This is a genomic window from Sorangiineae bacterium MSr12523 (genome assembly GCA_037157775.1).
In the GTDB taxonomy this organism is placed as follows: Bacteria; Myxococcota_A; Polyangia; order Polyangiales; family Polyangiaceae; genus Pendulispora; species Pendulispora brunnea.
This window is the reverse complement of the sequence record CP089982.1, coordinates 1,393,253-1,415,775: the sequence shown is the minus strand read 5'-3', so window position 1 is coordinate 1,415,775 and position 22,523 is coordinate 1,393,253. Positions and strand designations below refer to the sequence as shown.

Annotated in this window: 13 protein-coding genes; 4 read left to right on the top strand and 9 right to left on the bottom strand. The window is 64.3% G+C overall.

Annotated features, from left to right (window positions below; genetic code table 11):
• The first annotated feature begins 16 nt into the window (after positions 1-16).
• The 3 genes from LZC95_05650 (at position 17) to LZC95_05640 (ending at position 4,926) form a co-directional block, all read left to right on the top strand.
• The gene (locus LZC95_05650) at positions 17-2,245 is read left to right on the top strand and encodes a beta-propeller domain-containing protein (protein WXA96320.1); all 2,229 of its coding nucleotides are present in this window, start codon (positions 17-19) and stop codon (positions 2,243-2,245) included.
• A 321-nt stretch (positions 2,246-2,566) separates the two neighbouring features.
• Entirely contained in the window at positions 2,567-3,973 is a 1,407-nt protein-coding gene (locus tag LZC95_05645; protein WXB00301.1) for a serine/threonine protein kinase, read from the top strand.
• A gap of 11 nt (positions 3,974-3,984) precedes the next feature.
• Positions 3,985-4,926, top strand: coding sequence for a hypothetical protein (locus tag LZC95_05640; GenBank protein ID WXA96319.1), 942 nt, complete (start codon positions 3,985-3,987; stop codon positions 4,924-4,926).
• 4 nt (positions 4,927-4,930) lie between these two features.
• On the opposite strand, the gene LZC95_05635 is transcribed toward LZC95_05640, so the two are convergent.
• The 5 genes from LZC95_05635 to LZC95_05615 all read right to left on the bottom strand — a co-directional run bounded on the left by LZC95_05635 (position 4,931) and on the right by LZC95_05615 (position 16,576).
• On the bottom strand, positions 4,931-5,722 hold the full coding sequence (locus LZC95_05635; GenBank protein WXA96318.1) for an SGNH/GDSL hydrolase family protein: 792 nt from the start codon (positions 5,720-5,722) through the stop codon (positions 4,931-4,933).
• A gap of 292 nt (positions 5,723-6,014) precedes the next feature.
• Positions 6,015-8,306 (bottom strand): AAA family ATPase, encoded by a 2,292-nt coding sequence (locus tag LZC95_05630; protein ID WXA96317.1) that lies wholly within the window; start codon positions 8,304-8,306, stop codon positions 6,015-6,017.
• Positions 8,303-11,656 carry an AAA family ATPase gene (locus LZC95_05625; protein ID WXA96316.1) on the bottom strand — a complete coding sequence of 1,118 codons (3,354 nt, stop codon included), beginning with the start codon at positions 11,654-11,656 and terminating at the stop codon, positions 8,303-8,305. Before LZC95_05625 ends, LZC95_05630 begins: the two co-directional genes overlap by 4 nt.
• A complete protein-coding gene (locus LZC95_05620) occupies positions 11,653-14,997 on the bottom strand; it encodes an AAA family ATPase (GenBank protein WXA96315.1) in 3,345 nt (1,114 codons plus the stop codon). The genes LZC95_05625 and LZC95_05620 overlap by 4 nt, the downstream gene beginning before the upstream one ends.
• Before the next feature lie 16 nt (positions 14,998-15,013).
• Positions 15,014-16,576 (bottom strand): hypothetical protein, encoded by a 1,563-nt coding sequence (locus tag LZC95_05615; protein ID WXA96314.1) that lies wholly within the window; start codon positions 16,574-16,576, stop codon positions 15,014-15,016.
• 135 nt (positions 16,577-16,711) lie between these two features.
• Here LZC95_05615 and LZC95_05610 point away from each other — a divergent pair, with 135 nt between their 5' ends.
• Entirely contained in the window at positions 16,712-18,196 is a 1,485-nt protein-coding gene (locus LZC95_05610; protein ID WXA96313.1) for a PLP-dependent aminotransferase family protein, read from the top strand.
• On the opposite strand, the gene LZC95_05605 is transcribed toward LZC95_05610, so the two are convergent.
• The 4 genes from LZC95_05605 to LZC95_05590 all read right to left on the bottom strand — a co-directional run bounded on the left by LZC95_05605 (position 18,193) and on the right by LZC95_05590 (position 22,430).
• Positions 18,193-18,729, bottom strand: coding sequence for an ester cyclase (locus LZC95_05605; protein WXA96312.1), 537 nt, complete (start codon positions 18,727-18,729; stop codon positions 18,193-18,195). The genes LZC95_05610 and LZC95_05605 overlap by 4 nt on opposite strands.
• Positions 18,726-19,175, bottom strand: a complete 450-nt coding sequence (locus tag LZC95_05600; protein WXA96311.1) for a nuclear transport factor 2 family protein — start codon at positions 19,173-19,175, stop codon at positions 18,726-18,728. The genes LZC95_05605 and LZC95_05600 overlap by 4 nt, the downstream gene beginning before the upstream one ends.
• Positions 19,172-20,548, bottom strand: coding sequence for an FAD-dependent oxidoreductase (locus LZC95_05595; GenBank protein ID WXA96310.1), 1,377 nt, complete (start codon positions 20,546-20,548; stop codon positions 19,172-19,174). The genes LZC95_05600 and LZC95_05595 overlap by 4 nt, the downstream gene beginning before the upstream one ends.
• Positions 20,549-20,672: 124 nt before the next feature.
• Positions 20,673-22,430, bottom strand: a complete 1,758-nt coding sequence (locus tag LZC95_05590; protein WXA96309.1) for an FG-GAP-like repeat-containing protein — start codon at positions 22,428-22,430, stop codon at positions 20,673-20,675.
• Positions 22,431-22,523 lie beyond the last annotated feature (93 nt).

Below are 22,523 nucleotides of genomic sequence, written 5' to 3'. Positions count from 1 at the left end.
TTCGTAGGAGGCGCTCATGGGACGCGTGCAATACGGTTGGGCGGCTGTGATGGGATGTGCACTTGTGGCGAGTTGTGCGCCGTCTGGCCATGCACCGCCGGCGTCGCAAAGTAAGGCCCCGGCGGCGGTGCACGTCGCCAAGGTGGAGGCACCGGCGCCGGCGCCTCCTCGTTTCGTGCATCGGTCGCGACCACCCGTGCCGCAGCGTCCACCGCCCCCGGTGATTACGGCCGCCATGCGAGGTGAACCGAGTGCCGCGACCTTGGCCGCCACGACGCGATTGGAAACCACGAGCTGCGCAAAGGCGGCGGCCGAGGACCGCACGGCGCGCATCCAGTCCATGCACGCCGAAGTGGACCGTGCTTTCGCGCAATGGCGCAAGCAACAACCGAGTTGCCTCGAGGAGCGACGCTTCCCAAAGCGGCGCTACGTAATCGTCGGCGCCGCCGGGACGTATGCGGGCGCCCCCACCACGTCCCTAGCGCCGCCCCCGGCGGCCCTCAGCTACGGAGTCACGGAGGATGCCAAGGTCGCGACGAAACAAGAGGGCCCGTCGAAGGCCGAGAAGGCCTCGGGCACGAACAATCAGGTTGCCGGGGTCGACGAGGCGGACATCGTGAAGAATGACGGCCGCTATGTGTATTTTGCAGCCAACGGCGCCTTGCGCATCGCCGAGGCGCTCCAGCCGCACATCGTATCGGTCACCAAGCTTCCGGGGGACGCGCGCAAGCTGTTCGTGGAAGGCGATCGCGCCGTCGTCTACACCTCGGACGCGCCGGCCAGCTCGCCCTGCACCTACGGCTACGATTGCCAATTCGCCGGGGACGGCACCAAAACGACCATTGCCGTTTACGACATTGCCGATCGCACCGCGCCGAGGCTCGTGCGGCAAATCGATCTATCCGGATCCCTCATGGCCGCACGACGCATCGGGCACGCGGTGCATACCGTCGTGGCCGATGGCGATTCCGTGGCACCCTCGTACTCGACATGGCCGGAAGACTTGCAGCGTTGCGATGCGCGCATCACCGAGAAAGAGGCGGAGGCGAAGTTCTGGAAACTCAAACTCCGCAACGAGAACATACTCCGCGAGCAATCCCCGAGTTTCCCCACGGTTCGGGATCAAGGCGCCGAGCAACCCATTTGCAAAACGGGCTTGCTGCGCACGCGTATCCACGACGGTCGAGCCTTCACCACGGTGGTCTCCTTCGACTTGCGCGACGACAAAGCCCCCGCCACCACGGCGATGGTCAAAAGCCGGCCGGGTGCGGTGTTCGCTTCGGCGAGTGGGCTCTATTTGTCGGTCACCCATCAAAAAGCGTCTTCGGACGAGGTGAGCGAGATTCACAAATTCCGCATTGGCTCCGATCCGCGTGAAACGAAGTACCTGGGCAGCGGCGTGGTACCCGGGCACGTGCTCAATCAATTTGCCATGGATGAATGGGCTGGCTACTTGCGTATCGCCACCACCCGCGGGCACGTACCCGATCCCAAGGTGGAAAGCACGGTATCCATTTTACGCGAAGGCGAAGGGCACAACCTGGCCCGCGTCGGCGCTATCGCGAAAATCGCCCCGGGGGAGGACATTCGGGCCGTCCGTTTCGACGGCGACCGCGGTTACGTGGTCACCTTCAAGAAGACGGACCCGTTGTTCGTGCTCGATTTGTACCATCCGGCACACCCCGCGATCCTCGGGGAGCTGAAGATTCCGGGTTTTTCGACGTACATGCACCGCATCGATCCGGACCATCTGCTGTCGATTGGGTTCGACGCGAACGATCACGGCAACTTCGCGTATTTCGATGGGGTCATCCTGCAGCTTTTCGATGTGAAGAATCCGACCGATCCACGGCTCGTGCACAAGGAGAAGATCGGTACGCGCGGCTCGAGCTCCGAGGCCGCCACCAATCATCTGGCGTTCAATTACTTTGGCGAGGAGGGGCTTTTGGCCGTGCCCATGACCGTCTGCGAAGGCGGCGGGGATGGAAGCAACGGGAACGAGGTTTCGTTCAGCGGATTGCTCGTCTACGACGTGGACATCGAAAAAGGATTCACGCGACTCGGGGGCGTGAACCACAGCGGCAGCCACACGGGATGCGGCACGTGGTGGTCCAATGCCACGTCGGCGGTAAAGCGCAGCATCTTTCTCGACGATCTGGTCTACTCCATCGCCTCGGATCGCGCGAAGGTGCAATACCTCGGGCACCTAGGCGTCGACGTGGCGGACCTTCCACTTTCGCCGTAACCACGTCCACCGCCCGTTCCTCGATCGAGCGCGGCTAAGAGAAGAGAATTCACAGGGAGGCGGGGAGGCGGGGAGTTTTTTTGGATTCCACTCGACCCAGTGCGTGAATTGAAAACCCCAAAAAAGCCTCCCGCGAGCTCCGTGCCGTAAGTCCTCCCCGCCTCCCCGCCTCCCTGTGAATCTCTCTTCGGCCGCCCTTGGGTGAAACCCTCGTTCGAATTTTCCGTCGTGTAGGGAAATGGCGAATGCCGCCAACGGCCTCTGCCGACGGCGCGGCGCGCAATGGCGCTGGGTCTCTGGTAGTCTAGGCGCCGACCAGTGATGCCGATGACGGAAGAACAACTCCCGATCCAAATCGGAGACGTCATCGATGGCAAATACCGGATCGAGCGAATCCTAGGCCAAGGTGGCATGGGGGTGGTCGTCCGCGCCACGCACCTGCAGCTCGAGCAGCCCGTGGCGCTCAAGTTCGTGCTGCCGCGGGTGGCGGCGATGGATGCCTTCCGAGAGCGTTTTCTGCGCGAGGCACGGGCTTCGTCACGCCTGCGGAGTGAGCACGTCGCACGGGTCTACGACGTGGGTACCACGGAAGGAGGACTCCCCTATTTGGTGATGGAGCTCCTCGAGGGAAACGATCTCGCGACCTTGATGCTGCGCGCGGGGCCCATGGCCGTGGCGGATGCAGTCGAATACGTCGTGCAAGCGTGCGAGGCCATCGTGGAGGCGCACGACTTGGGAATCGTGCATCGCGATCTCAAGCCCGCCAACCTGTTCGTCACGCGGCGGCCCAATGGGGCCCCGTTGCTGAAGGTGCTCGATTTCGGAATTTCGAAGCAAATTGGCCCGGGAGCCATGGATGCGGCCGCGCTCACGCAGTCGACGGCGGTCTTGGGATCGCCCTTGTACATGGCGCCGGAGCAGCTGCGATCGGCGCGCGCGGTGGACGCGCGGAGTGATATCTGGGCGCTGGGCATCATCACGTACGAATTGCTCACCGGCAAGGTCCCCTTCCACGGTGAGACGTTGACCGAGCTTTGCCTCAAGGTGGTGAGCGATCCTGCGGCGCCGCCCAGCCAGGTGCGACGCGATCTGCCTCCGGAGTTGGTGAGCATCGTGATGCGGTGCCTGGAGAAGGATCCGAGCGCGCGTTATTCGAGTGTGGCCATGCTGGCGGCGGCGCTCGAGCCCTTTTCGTCGAGCGCAGCGCGCGGGGTGACGGAGCGCGTGTGGCGATCGCTCGCCGAGACCATGGCACCGCTGGACGATGTGGCGGCGCCCGCGATGAATCCGGCGAACGCGACGGATGCGCCGAATGCGACGGAGAATTCGACGTGGGGTGGGACGCGGCCTTCGGGGATCGATTTGCCGCGGCGACGAAGTCGCGTCGTGGTGGCGGCGGCGCTGGTGATCGCGGCCGTTGCCGGCGCGGGGCTGTTTGCGCTGCACGGCGCGGGATCGTCACCGGCGCCGGCCGCGGTGGTGGGCTCCCCTGCCCCGCCCCGAATCACGGAGCCGGAGGTCGATGCCGCGGCGCCGGCGCCGCAGGCCGAGGCGGAGGTCGATGCGGGGGCTCCGGCAAAAGCGAATTCTCCACCGGCGCGGCGTCCGCCGAGGCGGGCAACGCAGCCCGCCGGGTCGGCAAGTGCGCCGGCGCCTCGGGTGTCCGCCTCGCAGGCGCCCGCGGAAGTGCCGAGAACGTCGCCCAACGGGGCGCCGATCCTCCACTAGGAAACGCTATAGTGCCTCCGTTGCATTTCGCCCGCATCGCCGCCATCCTCGGTTTCATCGCGCTCGCTTCGCCGGCGTCGGCGGAAGATCCGAACGCGCTGATCGAGCACGGTGTGGCGCTGCGCGAGCAGGGTCGGGACGAGGAAGCGCTCGCCGAGTTTCGAAAGGCGTATGCCCTCGCCCCCACGCCCCGCGCGCAAGCGCAGATGGGACTCGCCGAGCAGGCGCTGGGCTTGTGGCTCGCCGCCGAGGAGCATGTGCGCGATGCGCTGAAGAGCGACGCCGACCCCTGGATCCAGAAGAACCGCGCGGCGCTCGAGCAATCGCTCCGAACCATCGCGCAACATCTCGGCACCCTGGAGGTGCGCGGAATGCCGGGCGCGGTGCTCTTCGTCGACGGCGCGCGGGTTGGCCAATTGCCGCTGGAGCGCGGCCTTCGCATCGAGGTGGGGCACCGCGCCCTGGAGGTGCGCGCCCAGGGATTTCAATCGACATCGCGCACGATCATCGTCTCGCCCGGGGAAACGGCGCGCGAGACGATCGAGCTGCGCCCCAATGTCGCGCAAGAGGAACCCGCGAAGCCGGGGCGCGAGCCACGCCCCCACGACGGCGTGCACTCCTCCAACGGCTCTACGCAACGCACTTTGGGCTGGGTGCTGACCGGCGTGGGCGGCGCGGCCTTCGTGACGGGCGTGATCGGCCTCATCGCACGATCGAGCGCCGTGTCCGCCTACAATGACGATCCAAGCTGCCCGGGGATCGACAACCCGGGCCCTCGGCCTTCGCAGTGCCAATCGCACGTCGACTCCGAGGGAACATGGAAGGCGATTGCCATCGCCGGCCTCGCGGGCGGTGTAGCACTGGGCGCCGGTGGATTGGCGCTGGTGCTCACCGCCCCGCCAGGAGCCGGTTCTCACGGCACCGCGGGGATCTCCCTCACGGGCCGCTTCTAGTCCATCAGAAGAGCCCCGAGACCAGATTCGTGAACGCGTCGTGGCCCGCGCGGTTCGGGTGGTACGACTCGGTGATCGGATTGGAGAGGCCATTGACCCATTCCACATCGTCGCAAACGGCGTGGCCGCTGAACGGCGTGCGCGCATCGACGAACTTGAAGCTGTGCGCGCTGGCGCGCCCCTTGATCGTCGTGGCGAGAAGATCGGCCGTCTTGTTCAGCTCCGCCTGCTCGCCAGAACTGATGCGGGCGAGCGCGTTGCAGGTCTCCCCATTGAAGATGCGCGGGTAGCCCACCACGATGACCACCGCATTGGGCGCGCGGGAGCGAATGTCGTTGTAGAGGCTGTCCAGCTGGCCGGGCAGCGTATTCTTGATGAAGTTGTTCGCCTTGTCGATGTCGCCCCAGCACGTCGTGGGCCAGGGGCCCGCGCACTTGGTGATGACATCGGCGAAGCCCGCATCGTTGCCGCCGACGGAAACGGTGACCAGGCCGGTGTTGGAATTGAGAGCTCCCAACTGATTGCGCACGTCGGGGACGCGGGCGCCCGAGCAGGCAACGAAGGTCAAGTTCAGCCCCTTCGCCGAGGCGAGCTGCGGACCATAAGCATGGTTGGAGCGCTTGCAGCCGTCGTCCGTGTATTCGCGCGTGCCGAGACCCGATGCGTACGAGTCACCCAGGGCCACGTAGTTGTTCGAGACGAGCTGACTCTCGATTCCCTCGGAGTCTTCGTCGCCTTCCCGCGCTGCACATCCAACCAAGATCAACGCCAACGGCAACAACGCAGTCCATTTCATGTCAGGCCCTCCGCATCGAGTCCGGCGATCCGCGATGCAATCGAGATCGCTATGCTTCAATTGAGCATTTCGAAACTCGATGAACACCTTATTTCCGCGAGATACTCTCATAGGCTTGAATCAAAAGTCCATGTAGTTCCAGGCAATTCTACGTTCCATGGTCACATGGAATAGTCCGCCCTTTCCGGAAATGGATGCATTTGCGGTCATGACGCACAGTGTCTATTCGCAATTGGGCAACATGTGTCGCACGACTTCGCGACTACATCGCGATGAATGGCGAGATCACATGTCATACGCGCAGGATCATCGCCGACTCACCACCGCGTTGCGGCGGATCGGTCGCGGCGACGACGAGCACCTCGGCCGCGCGAAAGTGTACGTCTTCCGCCATGCGCGCCGCGATGGGCGTCACGAGGTGCTCCTCGATCCAGCGCTTGAGCGGGCGCGCACCACGGGTCGGATGATGGCCCTGCTCCGCGATGCGGCGCCGCGCGGCCGCCGTGGCGGTGATGCCGATGCCGCGGCGAACGAAGCCCGTACGCTGCCGCACATTCTCCAGCTCCAGCTCGACGATGCGCTCCATGTCGTCCAGCGAGAGTGCTCGGAACGACAGAACGGCATCGAGTCGGTTGAACAACTCCGGGCGAAAGAAGTCGCGCACGCGCGCCGCAAGGCTGCCGTGCTCCTGCGGGGTGAAGCCCATGCTGCGCGTTTCGCTCACGCCGATGTTCGAGGTGAGCACGATGATGGTGCTGCGAAAGTCGACCAAGCGCCCCGACGACGCGGTGAGCCGCCCCTCGCCCAGCACTCCGAGCAAGAGATCGAACACCTCCGGGTGCGCCTTCTCGATCTCGTCGAGCAGGACCAACGAGAGCGGCTGTTGCTCCACGCGGCTCGCGAGGCTCTTGACGTCGCCGCCCGATTCGAGAAGCCGGCGCGAGGAGCCGGGCAGCATGTATTCGCTCATATCGAGGCGCAGCATCCGGTCGTCCGAGCCGAAGGTGGCGCGGGCGAGTTGCTTCGCGAGCTCGGTCTTGCCCACGCCGGTAGGCCCGACGAAGAGCAGGGTGCCGCACGGGCGCTCGGGATCCACCATGTTGGCTTTGAAGCGCGCGAGCAGCCGCCCGCAGGCTTCGCAGGCCTCGTCCTGTCCGATGACGCGTTTCTTCAGGACATTCGCCAGATCTCCGGCGCTGGCCGCGAGATCGTCGGATAGGAGCATGAGGGGTACACCCGAATAACGCGAATAGGCCTCGGAGGCATCGCGCGCATACAATGTACGAGATTTTCGCGTTTCGCCATCTTTGGCCAGCCAATCGAGAAAGCGAAATCCCTTTCCCGGAAAGGCCACGCCCGGCGACAAGGCCGCAAGATGCCGCGTGAGCCGGCGCAGCCCCGCGGGGTGAACGGGCAAATTCAAACGATGCGCATACGCATCGAGGAGCGCGATGACCGCCGGAGTCTCCGGTTCCTCCAGGCGAATCAACTCCATATGCCCCATCAACGAGGGATGGGTACGCTGTGCGCGTTCGAGCTCCGATTCGGTGCATTCTGCAATGATACTGAGCTCACGCGCGGCCATTGCAGGCTCGAGAAAATCCGCAATCGTGGAGCCATCGTGCTGCGGTCTCAAAATGCCATGAAGCTGATCGACATAGAGGTAATGTCCCTCCAACGAGAGTTCCGAGACGAGGGAATGGCAGCGCTCCTGCCACATGCCGAGGTACACCATACCGGCGAGGATCTTGTCGGCCGACGTGGCGAAGAGGCGCACCGGCGTTTCGCCCTTCTCGCGCTTGGCCTTTCGCTGCGAGGCCAGCCAGAAGGCCAACCGGCGCACGAACGTCGTTTTGCCCGCGCCGCTTTTTCCTACGAGGAGCAACGATGGCAGGTACGCGTCGTGGGGCTTGGCCACGTGGGCTTCGAAGCGCGCCGAGGCCCCGATGACCGGGGCGAGCTTTCCTTTGGCGGCGCGCTCGGTCCATTCTTCGGACACCGCCGATATCGTGGGGTATTCGCCGTCTTGCCCAGCGGTGCGGGATGCGCTTTCATCGAGCGATCGCAGCAGCGGAGGCGACCAGTCTGCAACGTATTCGTCCCCCACCGTGCGAAAGTCGTAAATCGATTTGGCATTTTCACCCGTGAGCCAATTGCCCACGGCATGGCGAAGGACGTCGGCGGCCAGCGCGAGATCCTCCACGATGAACCAGCCGCCGAATCGAGGCACCATGATGCGGTATCCTCCGCCTTCGAGCGCGCAGGCCGCATAATGAAGAAGCAGGGGGATCTCCTTCATGGCAATGACCGGGCGCTTCTTGACGAAGGACATCGGATGCACGTCGACGCGGACCCGATGCACTTGGAATGGCACGTCCCAAAGGTACCGCTCGATGCGATCGCTTCGCTCGATCCGCATGCGTTCGAGCTTGCTTTCGAGCTCCGCAAAAACGTCTTCCGGCGTGACGCCGTAGGCCGAAGGCGGCGCTCGGTCGAAGAATTCGTCCCAGGTGCGCATCAGGGTGCCCGTGCGGTGGCCGTCCTCGTGCATGACGAAGTAGACGCGAAACGATTTGCCGCTCATGAGGGCTCCGTGCGAGAGAGGCGCACCAGCCAGAGGGATGCCAGGGCCTGATAGAGTTCCTGGACGTGCCACTCCAGGGACAACCCCAGGCGGTAATCCTCCAATTCGAGCAAGGTCGCGGCTTTGCGCGGAGGCGGCGGGTCGAACCGCAGGTTGCGCACGATGGGCGGTAGTTCGATATCACGCCGGATATCCAATTTGGCCGCGGCGTAACGTTCCACCCGCGAACGGGGCACGTCGCCGAAATGCGCGGGGGTGACGTGCACCCGCAGGAGCTCGGGTTCGCGAGCCAGCGGTTGCCACACGTGCGTTCCCGTTTCCAACTCGTAAAAATCTTTGACGCAGAGGCCCACGACTTTGAGCACGAGCATCTCCGCCGACGCGAAGAAAGCCGGATCCTCGGGCCAGCGTGCCGCCTCGAGTACGTTGCCGTCCTTGCGAAGGCAGGCAAACCCGTCGAAGTTGCCGCGCGCCCGCGCATATGCACGGGCCATCCATTCGAACAGCGTGTGCCCGCCCGCCATGGGCGCGAGCTCGATGAGCACGGCGTGCTCTCCCGAATCGTGCACGCGGGCGAGGGCCCGTTCGAGCACGTACGACTCGCCGATGCAGGAAAAAATCTCCTGGCGCGTGCCGCGCGCCGGCATGACGTAGCGGCGGCGGCGCAGCTCGGGCTCCTCCATGGTTCGTTCGATTTCGTCGTGCTCGAGATCGCGCGACTCGATGGAGAGGCGCTCGACCTGCTCCCGGAATGTCTGCAGGGTGAGCCGCATCCACTCCATGTTGTAAAGGAGCTCGCCGTGCTCTCGCCGGCCGCGATTGTGCTCGCCCAAGTGATGGCGGAGTTGGTCCGACAGCTCGCGCAATTCGTCGCTGGACTCGATGCGGTCGATGCGCGCGTGCACCTTCGGGAGCTCGGCATGCAACTCGGACAGGGGCCGCTGCAAGAGCGGCTCGAGGGCGAAGTGCAACGCCACGGGTTTCGCTTCGACCAGCGGATGGTGGTGGACACGAAAGCCGTCGAGGCCTTCCTCGAGGCGCATCATCTGCATGGCCGCGTCGGGTGCGCGAGCGATTTCGGCACTGAGAAGCGAGGCAATGCGGTCGTCGAGAAAGCGCTTGAGCGAGCGCGCACCGTCGCGCGATTGGAAGGCTTCGCGCGCGGCGCGCTCCACGACCCCGGGTGCAGGCTGCACGAAGATGTTGCGATCGCGGAGGCCAGGCCGCACGAGCAGTTTGCCCAGTTCCTTCCGGGTGACCAAAATGGCCATTTCGCGGTCGAGCGGCGAAAATGGGACGACGCCGTCGATGCGGTTGAAGAGCTCGGGCGGGAAAAACTCGCGCACGGCGCGGGCGACGTCGTGCAAAACGGCATCCAGCGGGGCATCGAAGCCGGCAGGGGCACGCGACATGGTGCCCAAGTTGGAGGTCATCACGATGACCGCTTGCTTGAAGCTTGCCGTGTTGCCTGCAGCATCGGTAAGGCGCCCCTCGTCGAACATCTGCAACAAAAGATGAATGACGGAAGGATGCGCCTTCTCGATTTCGTCGAGCAGGATGACGCTGAAAGGCTGCTCGAGCGCCGCACGCGTGAGAAGGCCCTCGGGATTCCATGCATCGCCGATGAGACGCGCCGGGGCATCGGGCGTGCGAAGTTCGCTCATGTCGAAACGCACCAGGCGCGACGCCGAGCCATAAAGGTACTCGGCGAGGGCTTTGGCCAGCTCCGTTTTCCCCGTGCCTGTGGGCCCGGTGAAGAGGTACACGCCGTGCGGCCGCCGCGGATCGGTGAGGCCCGCGCGTATGCGTACGACCAAGTCGGCCATGCGGCGGATGGCGACGGGCTGGCCGAAGACGCGCCCGCCGAGGGCTTCGGCGACTTCGTCCACGGCGAACGGCTTCTCGTCGGACAAAAGAATCCACGGAAGGCCCGTGCGCCGCGACAAGTGCTCGATCACCGCCGCCGAATCGATGGTGCGTGGCTTCTCCTCGGTCCCCTCACCTTCGGCGGCCAATCGCGTGGCGAGATCCACGGCCTTGCCCGGGAGCTCCTGCGAGGGGAACAGCCCCGCCCCCAGCTCGAGGATGGTCCGATACGCATACGGTTGAAACCGCACGTGGCGTTCGACCTCCAGCTCGCGCGTCCGATGAAGCATGATGCGGAAAGTCTCGCCCGCGGTGGCCGGTTGCACGTGCACGCGCACGAAAAGCGACGCGAAACTGGGCGCGTCTTCCTCCAGCCGACGCAGCTGCTCCGGCGTAGCTTCGCCCACCATCACGACCTCGCCGCGTGCAACGGGGCCGCGGAAGAAGTCCGCGAGGGAGCGGGTGCTATCCCGCGCCTGGCCGATTTGGCCAAAAAGGTGAAGATCGGATACGAGCAAAACGATTTTTCGGCCGCGCACGTCCTCGACCAGCTCGACGCAGCGGCGTTCCCAATCGCCAACGTAGGACATGCCGCTGATGATTCGTTTGCCGCCAATTCGGTAAACGCGGGTCACGCGGTCGAGGTTGCGGTGCGATTCGTAGTCTTCGGCGGAAAGGAGGTCGGCAACGGCGCGTTCGAGCAACACGGATTTGCCCGCACCATGACCGCCGACGACGAGGGTGGATCGCTTGCGTTCGCCGACGAGGAGCCTGTCGAGCTGCTCACGGTACGGAGAACGGGGCATGCCGAGCGACGCCGCACCGCGACCGGCAAGCCGGGCGGTGAGATCGACGCCGAGGTTCGGCAGCACCTTCATTCCGCCCGCGGGCTTCTTTTTTCCAGCGCGCGCCGGGTCGACGTCCAAGTCGTCCCAAATGCCCTTTTCCTTCGCTTGAAGCTCGCCTAGCAGCGTTTTGACGTTCGTCGAAAACGAGACGACCCGAATGGTGTCGCGCAAATGGCCCCATAGCGCGTCGATATCGACATCGTCCAAGGCGCCCCACGCCTGAGAGAAGTACACGGACGCCTGATCGGCCAACGACTCCGAACTGCGGAGTGGGAACCATTCGCCCTGGCGAAAAGGATGGTACGCGATATCCACGTGCCGGTCGGGCCCCAGCGATCGCGGTTCGATGATGATGGGGCACAGGCCGGAGGCTTTGCGCTTGCGCCCTTTGTCACGCAAATTGAGTGAGATACGCACCCGCTCGAGGCGCGTGCCCCGTTTGAGCTCGAAGGACGGGAGCAGGCGCGGCGCGGCCTCGGAGATGACGCGGCGCAGTTGCTCGATGAGCAACTCTTCGACCCGCTGGGCATTGGTGCCGGAGCGCCTCTGCGTCGCGGCCCCGAGCCCCAAGGTGACGAAGTCGAACAGATTGCCATGGCGCACCCGGTAAACCGGTACCGTGAAGGAGAGCTTCATCGCGTCTCCTCCTCGAGCATGGGGCGGAATTGCACTTCGCGTTCGTCGTCGGCGTCGTTGCCCTCGGGCGGATGTTCGAGGAGCAGAAGATGCGCCAATGCGATATTCTCGAAATGCGCCCAATAATCGTCATAGCCGAGCCGAGTGAGCGGAACGAGCGTGCGGCGGCGGAGGCCGACGTTCACGGACGGGACGTTCGCCGTGCGCTCGCGAACGGCTTTTTGTCGGCGGTATTCCGGATTCATGGCCGGCGGCGGAGGATCGAGGCGTGGAGGCGTCCACTCGGCATCGGTGAGCGAACTGCGCGGGGCCACGAAGGCCATGCGAAGGTGCGCGGGCTCGGAGTCGCTCGCGTAGCCGTTGAATCGATGAACGCCGGCCTCGAGCGCGAGCCAAATGGCGTGAGGCCCGCGAACCGTCATCATCACGTTCTTGAAAGGGCGCTCCGGAAGGGCGAGCTGCGCCACCATCCATTCCGTGGTTTCGGGCGGGCCCCAGCGACGATCCGCGGGCCAATGCGAACCTCGCCGATCGCGCCCGCCGCCGTCGATATGGCACTCGATATGCCACGAGAACCGGCGCGCATACCGCAGCAGCGGTTCGAGCCAAATATCGAATCCGCGGCGGTCGTCGAGTTCCTGGAGCATCAGGGTCACACCGTCACGCCGCGGTTCACGTGCAACCAGCGCACGCGTCAATGCCGCTTCGAACCGTGCGCGCAAAGGCGGCACGTCGGGCTCCAATGCCTCGAGCGATTCCCCATCGAGAAAAGCCATTAGGGCGATTTCCTCGAGGGACATCATCGCCTGAAACGTATCTTGGAGCTCGCCCGTGATCGTGGACAGGCGATGGTGCTCTTCCTGGAGCTCACCCATGTCGATGTTGCTCTTTTGCTGCTTTCGGCGCTTTCGATCGGAGCCATATCCAAGTTGGGCGACGAGGTAATCCACGCGATCGTGGAGCTCGCGCACCCGCTCGAGACGGAGGTACCTCTGCATGGCGTGCCTCACCTCGGACACGGTATTCATGGCGTGCGTGGCGCGGACCACGGCCTTTCCCGGTACGCGCACCACACCGAATCGAAGGCCACCACGCACCACGGCGGCCTCCATTTCCATGGTGAGGTCGCCCTCGGGCACGACGACGATGGCGTGGCCGCCCATGTCACCCCAGCCCGAGATCAAACCGGCGATGGGCGCGATGACTTCGTTCTCCACGTAACGGCGGAGCGCGCGGGCGCCGTAAATTTCGCTCATTCCGCATGCAGCTACGTGCTCGATGGCCTCGTTACCCACCCGCAGATCGATGCCTCGATCGATGAAGCCGCGGCGCTCGGCGACGCGTTCGATGGTCAGCTGGGTCACGGTTCGAATCTGCTCGGCCGTGAGCGGGCGAAACACGATGATGCGATCGAGCCGATTGACGAGCTCGGGGCGGAAGGTCTGCTCCACGGCCTTCTGGTACTTGTCATCGCCCCCGGCGCGATGCGAGGCGCCGAGGTTGCTCGTCATGATGAGAATGGCATTGTGGAAATATGCCGTTTTGCCGCGACCATCGGTGAGCCTGCCCTCGCCGCAAACCTGAAGGAGCAAATCGAAAACGGCGGAATGGGCTTTTTCGATTTCGTCCAACAGAACGACGCAAAAAGGCTGCTCGCGCACTTTGCGGGTGAGGAGCCCTTCGCCACGGCCATCGCTCGAGAAGAGCCGCTCGGCCGCGAACGGGTCGGTGTATTCGCTCATATCGAAGCGCACGAGGCGGTCTGGATGGCCGAAGAGCAACTCCGCCAAGGAGCGCGCAAGCTCCGTTTTTCCGACACCGGTGGGGCCGACGAAGAGAAGCGTGGCCAACGGCTTGCCCGTGGGCTGGAGCGCCGCCTTGATGACGCAAACCAGATCGGCCACGCGCCGCACGGCCTCTTCCTGCCCGACGAGGCGCGTGCGCAGTCGTTGCTCGAGGAGTTCGCGCCGCACGGATTCGCTCTCGAGAAGCAAAAATTTCGGCACGCCCGTTCGGATACTGAACCACGCGTAAACCGCGTCCGCGGTGATCGGCGCATGGGCCTCCGCGCGGTGCGCGTCGCGCAATTCGTGATAGAGCGGTATGGCCTTTCCGGGAAAGCTCGTATACGGGAGGTAACGCTCGGCCAGTTCCACGATGGCGTCGGTTGCGTCGGCGTCGTTCTTGCGGAGCGAGGCGAGCGTGTCCCTGGTCTGCGCGGCCGTCAAAGGCTCGATGCGCACCCGGCTGAAGTGCGAAAAGAAGCCCGGATTGCGCGGTTCGATGCGCGAAACGGCATCGTCGCGCACCTCGCCGACGATGCGCACGCGCCCGTCATCGAGGTACGGGCGCATGGCGCTGGGAAGATCGATGTGTCCGCCGGCCCCCTCGGAAAAGAGGTCGGCCAGCTCGTCGAAGTACAGAATGGCATCGAGTGTATGCGCCGCCTCCATGACGCGACGAATGCGCTCTTGCCATTGTCCGAGCCCGCTCATTCCGGCAATGAGTTGCGCCCCGGACGTGGCGTACGCGAGAGGTGCCCGCCCCGCGCGGTATTCCCCGTGCAACCAGGTGCGAAAGAGCGCGGTCTTTCCCGCACCCTCGGGCCCGATCAGCAAGGCACACGCCGCGCTATCGCGACGGGCGCGCTGCGTAAGAAGGGAACCGAGGAGCGAAAGCTCCGCATCGCGAAATGGGAACGGTCGCTCGGCCTCGTCCAATGCCCCACGCGGGTGCAGCGGTGTGGCAATCGATTCGAGCACCGCCACCGCGGCCCTTTTGGCTTCGTGCTCGAGGATGCGGCGACGAAGGGCCGCCGCGCTTCCAAGCGCGTCATCCCCGCGGCGCACGGTCAGCTCGAGGAACTCGAGCCGGTCTTCCTTGGCGGGGAGAAGCCCTAGGTATTCCGGCGCCGACAACTCCTGCGCCAGGGTGATCCGGGTCACCTCCGCAGCCACGCTCGCATCGAGGTCCTCTCCGGCGGAATGGAAGAAGACGTGATCGAGCGAAAGAACGAGCACCCAGGCGTCGCCCCTCGGTGCGGGGATGACGACACTGGTGACCGCCATCTTGCGATCGACGGCGACACGTTTCGGCAGATCCGGGCGGCGCACCAGGACATCGGTGTGGTGCAAGCGCACACCATCGGGAAAAGAGAAACGCGCCGCGACCTCCGGCTCACACCGGGCGAGGTATTCCGTGAGGAACATCCTCGCCTCGAGGTGTGCTTCCTCTTCGTCTCCAAAGCTCACGAGCTTTGGGTCGGCCACGGGGACGATGAGCACGTCCCCGCTGGCCCATTCACGGACGACGACGGGGGTCTTCAGAATGAATTCGGGCACGCTACGGCAGCGTACTTTAGGCCCGGGCGCTCTGTCGACGAAGCCGGCGACGGGCGATGACCGCACCGAGGGCGAGCATCAAATAGCCTGCGAGGCCCTTGTGGCCGGCTCCGGTGTTGGCCAGTTGGCACCCGCTGTCGGCGGCTTGGTTGTCGGCGATCGAGAACTCCTCCTCGTTGGACATGATGCGCGAGCCTTCTTGGCAAACGCGGGTGCCTCGCAGTGCGAAGGTGAAGAGGTCATGCGCGTTCGCTGCGGGCGGCGTCGACGCAACAAAAACGCGGCCGGTCGGGCCGATGGCCAGATCGTTCAGGGTTTCGTAGCTGGTCGTATTGTCGAACCTGGCGATTCCGTTGCCGTTCCATGCCGTGTCGAGCGAGCCGTCGGCATTGTAACGAAGAACGGCGACGCCGAGCGAGCCGGCTCCGCCGTCCGCGGGCAGCGTGGCGTAGCCACCGACCACGATTTGGCCATTCTGCTGAATCGCTACGCGCGAGGCACCATCGTCGCCGCCGGCGACATCCGTGACAACGGCGCCATTCTGGTGGAACGTGGTATCGGGAGAGCCATTCGGGTTGAATCGAGCGACGAAGATGTCGTCCTGGGTGGAACCCGAGAAACGAGCATTACCCGCGACGAGGAACTTCCCGTCGGGCTGGACGACCATGTTCGAAACACCGGAGATACGGGCCTCCACCCCATTTTCGTTGATGACGTCGAGCGCAATGGAACCGGTGAAGATTGGTCCGCCAAAGGTCGTGTCGGAGCTACCGTCGGCATTGAGTCGAAAGATCCCATAGGGGGTAAACGGGTTATCGCGACCGGTCACGAGGACCTTGCCGTCGGATTGCACCGCCACGCGCGCCCCCTCCGTGCCCGCGGTGCGACGGAAGGCAAATGTGGTGTCCCGCGAGCCGTCGGCGTTGAACCGCGCAACACCGTAGTTGTCGAGCCGTGAGTCGTCCTCGAAATAGTGAAACGGAACGACAATTTTTCCGTCCCTGGAAAGGGCCAAGTCGGACGGCACGACGTCGCCCATGAAGCCCACCGTACCGCCCAGACGATCATACACATGCCCGGCGTCTCCGAAGCTCGTATCGAAGTTGCCGTCGGCGTTGAGCCGCACGACATTCAAGTATGCGGGTTGGGAGGAATGATCCTGTGGACGACATACGACGGTAAGGACGATCTTTCCATCGGCCTGGAGCGCTCCGGCGCGCGTTTCTTGCGATGAGCATGCCGGCAGGCCCGGCTGCTGGTTGTGCGGAAGGATCACATGGCCCGCGGTGCCAAACGTGGAGTCCAGGCGACCGGCCGCGGTGTAGCGCACCACGGCACTGTAATCCCCGTCCGATTTCCTAACATTGGCGAGCGCGATCAAGCCACCATCGTGGCTGGGAAGCACCCGGACGATGCGATCATCGTTGGTGTTCGTTCCATCGACGTCGGTCGACACCTTGCCGGTGCCCCCCCAACGTGGGTCGAGGTCCGCCGGGCCGGCGTAAGCTTTGGTAGCGAGCGTGAGCGAAAGCGCCCCCGCAGCGAAGATAGATGCACGACGCGCAAGAGAAAGGTTCATATCATCGGCGATACCACCGGGATGGCGCGGAGTCGAAACGGCGCGATCCGTTGATTTTTCGCGACGTCGCGACTCGGGAGCGCTCGTGTGCTGGCCTTTGCAAAACGCCACGAATGGCGTACTCTGTAAGGCCAGTTGCGGGCACGTCGCATCGTTCAACACTGGCTCACCCTGAATGGGGACGGCCCTCTGCAGTTGCAGCTCGTTCGTGCGTTGCGCGCTGCCATTCTTCGAGGCGAGCTTTCGCCTGGCCAGCGGCTGCCCTCGACACGGACACTCGCGCGCGAGCTCCATATTTCGCGAACGACATCGCAGCACGCGTACGAGCAGTTGCTCACGGAAGGCTACCTCGAGGCACGCCAGGGCTCGGCGACTCGGGTTGCATCCACGGTGGGGCCATTGCCCGATGCATCGCACGAGCCGGCGCTACCGTCATCGCGCGAGCTCTCGGCGTACGGACGGCGCCTGGCCGAAGGGCCGTTTGGCTATCCTTACCGCAGCTTCGCCGAAATGGATCTCGCCCGGTTCGAGTTGCTTTACGGACTGCCGGACCATCGTGCATTTCCCTTGGATGCGTGGCGACGAGCCCTGGCCGACGCCGCACGGCACGCGACACCGCGCGCCCTTTCCTATGGGGAGCCCGAGGGAAACGCGTCGCTTCGACGTGCGATTGCGCGCCATGCCTTGTCCACTCGCGGTGTGCGCTGCCATCCGGACCAAATCCTCGTCGTCGCCGGCGTGCAGCAGGGACTCGCACTCATCGCGCGATTGCTGCTCGATTCGGGTGACCGCGTGCTTCTCGAGGAGCCGGGCTATCTCGGGGCGCGCGCCGTGCTCGCATCCTCCGGCGCAGATCTCGTTCCGGTGCCCATCGATGGGCAGGGTATGGACATCGAAGCCGTGCCCAAACGAGCCCGCGCTCGCGCCAAACTCGTTTACGTCACGCCGTCCCACCAGTTTCCGACAGGTGAAATTCTGTCGCTTTCGCGGCGGCAAATGCTCTTGTCGTGGGCGGCCGAGCACGATGCGTACATTTTCGAAGACGATTACGACGGCGAGCTCCGCTACGAAGGGCGCCCGCTCGAATCGCTCCACGCGCTGGATCGCCAACAGTGCGTGATCTTCGCCGGGACATTCTCCAAGACGCTCTTTCCGTCGCTCCGTATCGGCTACATCGTATTGCCATCATCGCTCATCGACGTCGCGCGTGCGGCCAAGTGGACCAGCGATTGGTCCTGCCCCAACCTGGAGCAAGTGGCCCTCACGAGCTTCATCGAATCCGGCGACTTTGCCCGCCACCTTCGCCGCTCGCGCCTCCGCTACGCGAGCAAGCGGCGCGTTCTCCTGGAGGAACTCGCACGTGCCCTCGATGGCGTGCCTCACTCCGTGGGCGGAAGCGCGGCCGGCCTTCATGTCGTCCTCTGGCTCCCGAAAGCCTCGCCGCGAGAAATCGCGCGCATCGTGGCCCGTGCCCGGGCGCTGGAGGTCGGTGTCTACCCCATTGCGCCCTATTATCTAGGCGAACCGCGCAGTGGGTTGCTGATCGGTTATGGCCTGCTCGACGAAGCCTCTCTGCGCGAAGCCATTCGCCGCCTCGGCCGCGCCATTCTCACCCGTTAGCCCTTGGATCCGGTTCGGTGAAGGGCGGCCCGCAGAAAAGCCCCACCCACCGTGAGCGGGTGTTGAATCGCCGTGCCGATACGCCCCGGAAGGGTCGTGGGATCCCGCGCAATGCCCAGTTGTTTGAGCGGCGTGAGCAAGTCGAAATACATTTCCTCGCAGATCAACCGATCTTCTTCGAAGAGAAACACATTGAGCATCGGATATTCGATGCAGCGACCGGTCGCAGGCAATCCGCGCCACGCGCCGAGATGCGTGCCGTGAAAGACGACTTTGTGAAAAATAGCGTCCCCCGCATAGTGAGCGCGTTCCGTGACGATTCGAAAATCGGGAAATGCCGTCACCGATTCTCGGTAGAATGCACTGACCGCGTCCGCGCCATCGTGCACCTCGGAGATGGCCATGATTTCATAGCGAGGACGCGCGAAGGTCGCCAGTGCCGCGGCGAAATCGTATTTCGCCTCCGCAGCGAGATGAGCCTCGACGATTCGTTCGCGCGCGGCGCGCAAGTCGTGTGGGTCGCGGGGATTCATGGTGCCTGCCGTTCGGCTCGAAGCGCGCGGAGAACGTGGCGTGGGTGCAGCAAGGCGAAACGCAACCGGCTCGTCGCAGTTCCGTACTCCACGACTTGGCCAAAGCTGATGACCCGATGGCGCGTGATGGCCCCCGCGCCGTCGAGCCAGAAGAGATCGAGCCCTCGCGCGCAGCCGGTACCATCGATCTGGCCTTGCCACTCGTTGACGATGGCGCCGTCGGGATCGACGGAAATGAGCTTCTTCGCGACGGTAAATTGCGGAAAGGTGTCGAACGCCAATCGCCATAGACGTCGGATCTCGGACAAGCCCACACCGATGGCGGAGATGCCGTCGGCGAGGATCTCGACCTCGGCGTCCTTCGTATAGCCATCCATAATGGCCTCGAGGTTGCGTGTATTGAACCAACGCTCTGCATTGGCCACCAATTGCTCCGCGCGTGTCATGCTCGTACCTCCGTGGTGTGCGAACGCTCGATGGCAAGACGAGCGTGCACCTCCTGGGCGGCCCGTTTTCCCGATTCGACGGCGCCGTCGACCCCGGGCCATTGGAACGCCGTCTCGCAACCTGCCCAATGAATGCGCCCGCACGTGGCTCGCAACGCGTCACCGAATGCGGTGAGCGCGCCCGGGCCCGGTACGGCGCAATAGCAACCGCCACTCCAAGGGTCGTCCACCCACACTTTTTCCTCGAACCGCACAGGACGAGCCGCTTTCGGACCGAAGAGATGCGCCAACTCGGCGAGGACGGCTCGCTTTCGCTCGTCCGCCGTTCGCTTGGCCCAATGGCGGCCCGACGTCCCCAGCGAGAACGCGACGAGCGCCGCAACCCCTCCATCGGAGGAGGTGGCATCCATCGTCATGAGGATCGTCCCGCGATCGCTGGCCGCCTCTCCACTCAGCCCAGCTTGCCGCCAAAAAGGCGTTTCGTACTGCACGAGAAACTTGATGACGGACCCCATGGGCAATTGGTCCATGAGCCGCTGTCGCTCGCGTCCGAGCGGCACGCTGTAGTCGATCCGCGCCGCAAGAGCAGGTGGAACACTGATCGCCACGAAGCGCCCCGCGTAGGTTTCGCGATCCGTCACCACCTCGACGGCACGATCGCGCTGCCGGATCGCCCGCACGGGTTCGCCGAGGTGCACCGGCTCGGGGAGGGCCGACGCCATACGCTCGGACACCGTTTGCATCCCCTCGATGATGCGGGTCTCCTGCGCACCACCCGCGATTCCTGCGGTTTCATCGAGTGTGCCCCCGCGCCGTAGAAAGTCCAAAAAGAACAAGAAAGAGACTTCATCCGGCTCGGCGGCAAGCACCGCCCGGGCGATATTGGAAAGCAGAAACCGCGCGTCCTTCGTGCGAACATTCTCATTCATCCAGGCCTCGAGCGTGATTGCGTCCCATGCGCGGGCATCAGGAGATGCCCACGGGCGCCGCGGATCGAGCCTGGCGAGGCCACGGTGGAGACGACGGCGCGCGACGAACAGGTCGAGCATGGCCCAAGGTGACACCCGCGGCAGTGCGAACACACCGCCGTAGCGAAAGGTATCCTCCCCGCGCGCCAGCAATTTGCTTCCCGCGTGGTGTTGCGGAAATGTGCCCAGGCCGAGTTCGCGAACGAGTTCGGCGATGTGTTTCTGGCGCGGGCCAATCCATTGGCCGCCGATATCGAGTCGGCGTCCATCGAACGAAACGCTCAACGTGCGCCCGCCGACCCGGTCCTGGGCCTCCAATACGGTAACGGCATGCCCGCGGCGCACGAGCTCTCGAGCGGTGACGAGCCCGGAGACGCCGGCGCCCACCACGATGCAATCCTTCATGGCCTCTCCTCCATGAGCATCGTGAACCAAAAGTGGTCTCTTCGTTACGGCCACTATGGCTCGATCGCGTGATGCCACTTTCGAGGCGTACGCCCTTGACGGGCGCACGCTTCGTCCGGCTCGATCAGGGAACGTTCTTGTGCACCGTCCAGTGCGGGGCGCGGTCGTAGCCCTGTACGCGGGCGATGGTGGCCGATGGATTGCCAGGGTTGCGGGGATCTTCGATGACGTCGCTCAATCGGACCAATTCCGGTTGGCCGTCGGCGGTCAAATCGAGCAAGGTCCAGTTTTCGTCACCGATCTTCTTGTCGCCTTCGTTCCCGAAAAGGCTCTCGGTGGTGGCGAAACCGTGGTCGCGGAGGCCGCCGGGTTGCGGGAGCTTCCATTCCTTGCCTTCGTTTTCGCTTTCGAACGAGTCGCCCTTGTTGCGGAAAACCCGCCAGAATGGATTGTCCCCCTGGCGACCGAGGTTGTACACGCCCGGGTCGGCCCCCGCAGAGAATTCCCCGGTGACGACCAGATCCGGCTTGGCATCGCCATCGATGTCGACGGTCCTCCACACCTTGTCGCCCGGTACGTTCGCGGAGCTGATGGCGGTGGCGGAGAAGCCTCCCGCACCAAGACCGCCACGCGGCAAGGGCCATTGCTTCATGCTCTCGAACCCGGTGCCCGTATTGGCGTAAACCTCCCAATGCGCGGTACTCGGATAACCGAAGGCCTTCATCTGAAAGCTGATTTGGGACGCGGTGATGACCAAATCCTGTTTCCCGTCGCCGGTAATGTCCAAGAGCGTCCAGGTATTGTCGCCATCTTCGGTTTGGCCCACGGTGGGCCCCGAGGTTCCATTGAGGCCATCGTCGCCGACGCCGCGCTGTTTCGGGAGCGTCCAGGGCGTCGCCGTTGCGGAAAATCCCTTACCGTCGTTCAAATACACATCCCAATGGGGCGCATTCGGCTGGCCCGGCGGGCGGGCGCGGAAGCCTCCAGCGCCGGCGTCGGGACCAGGTTTGACCTCCTCCACCTTGCCATAGGCGACGATGTCCGGGCGCTTGTCGCCATTCATGTCGCGCATTTCCCAGACTTGCGTCTTGTAGTTCGCCCGCACGCTGGAAGCTTCGAGGGAGAGGCCCGCGAACGTATCCCAAACAGGGGTCTTGGGAACGAGCCACTTCGTCGGTTCTTTGGAGAATCCGGAACCGTTGTTGAGGTACACGCGCCAGTACGGCGGCTCGGCATCGCCACCGAAGACGCGGAAGATATACCCCACTTGCACGAGTTCCTCCGCCGAACCGGTCGCCACCAAATCGGGTTTGCCGTCGCCATCCATGTCGCGCACCACCCAGGCGAGGTCGCCCTGCTTGTTCACCTGGCCATGGCTATTGTGGATTCGATCCGTCCCGCCCTGCATGGCCATGCGGTTGAATCCGCGCGCCGTGCGGCCGCCCTGCGGCACGGACCATTGGATGAAGTCTTTGCGGAACCCCTCGGGGCCTCCGAGGTACACGTGCCAATTCGGCGAAGCGCTCAGGTCGAAGACTTCGTCGAGAATGTTGTCGTCGCCCGGCTCCTCGGAGAGGACTTGGCGGATGTTGGTCGTGATCACCAAATCGGGATATTTGTCGCCGTTCATGTCACGCAGGGACCAGAACTCGTCGCCCTCGGTCGTGTAGGCACCCTGGTTGGCGGTGGTGTAGATGCCCGCGAGGCGCATGCCGGCCACCGGCAAGGTGTACTCGATGGGCGAAAGCTCGAACTTCTCACCGAGAACCGGATTGTCGTGGCCCGGCGGGTCGTCGCCGGGCGAATCGTCGCTCTTGCTGCCGCAGGCCACGGCGAGCGCGCCGAGAAACGTCACGAGCAAAAGGGGATCATGTCGGCGCATTCTCGTTCAACACCTTTCTATTCATCGTTCTTGTTTTGGGTTCTGGACGTCGATAGGTTCCCCGCGTCGTCGTCGCTTGCCGTCGGTCGCCGT

What these genes read in the sequence shown, in the direction of transcription:
- LZC95_05650 (WXA96320.1), top strand. Translation starts at nt 17, where the DNA reads ATGGGACGCGTGCAATACGGTTGGGCGGCTGTGATGGGATGTGCACTT.
- LZC95_05645 (WXB00301.1), top strand. Translation starts at nt 2,567, where the DNA reads ATGCCGATGACGGAAGAACAACTCCCGATCCAAATCGGAGACGTCATC.
- LZC95_05635 (WXA96318.1), bottom strand. Translation starts at nt 5,722, where the DNA reads ATGAAATGGACTGCGTTGTTGCCGTTGGCGTTGATCTTGGTTGGATGT.
- LZC95_05630 (WXA96317.1), bottom strand. Translation starts at nt 8,306, where the DNA reads ATGAGCGGCAAATCGTTTCGCGTCTACTTCGTCATGCACGAGGACGGC.
- LZC95_05625 (WXA96316.1), bottom strand. Translation starts at nt 11,656, where the DNA reads ATGAAGCTCTCCTTCACGGTACCGGTTTACCGGGTGCGCCATGGCAAT.
- LZC95_05615 (WXA96314.1), bottom strand. Translation starts at nt 16,576, where the DNA reads ATGAACCTTTCTCTTGCGCGTCGTGCATCTATCTTCGCTGCGGGGGCG.
- LZC95_05605 (WXA96312.1), bottom strand. Translation starts at nt 18,729, where the DNA reads ATGAATCCCCGCGACCCACACGACTTGCGCGCCGCGCGCGAACGAATC.
- LZC95_05600 (WXA96311.1), bottom strand. Translation starts at nt 19,175, where the DNA reads ATGACACGCGCGGAGCAATTGGTGGCCAATGCAGAGCGTTGGTTCAAT.
- LZC95_05595 (WXA96310.1), bottom strand. Translation starts at nt 20,548, where the DNA reads ATGAAGGATTGCATCGTGGTGGGCGCCGGCGTCTCCGGGCTCGTCACC.
- LZC95_05590 (WXA96309.1), bottom strand. Translation starts at nt 22,430, where the DNA reads ATGCGCCGACATGATCCCCTTTTGCTCGTGACGTTTCTCGGCGCGCTC.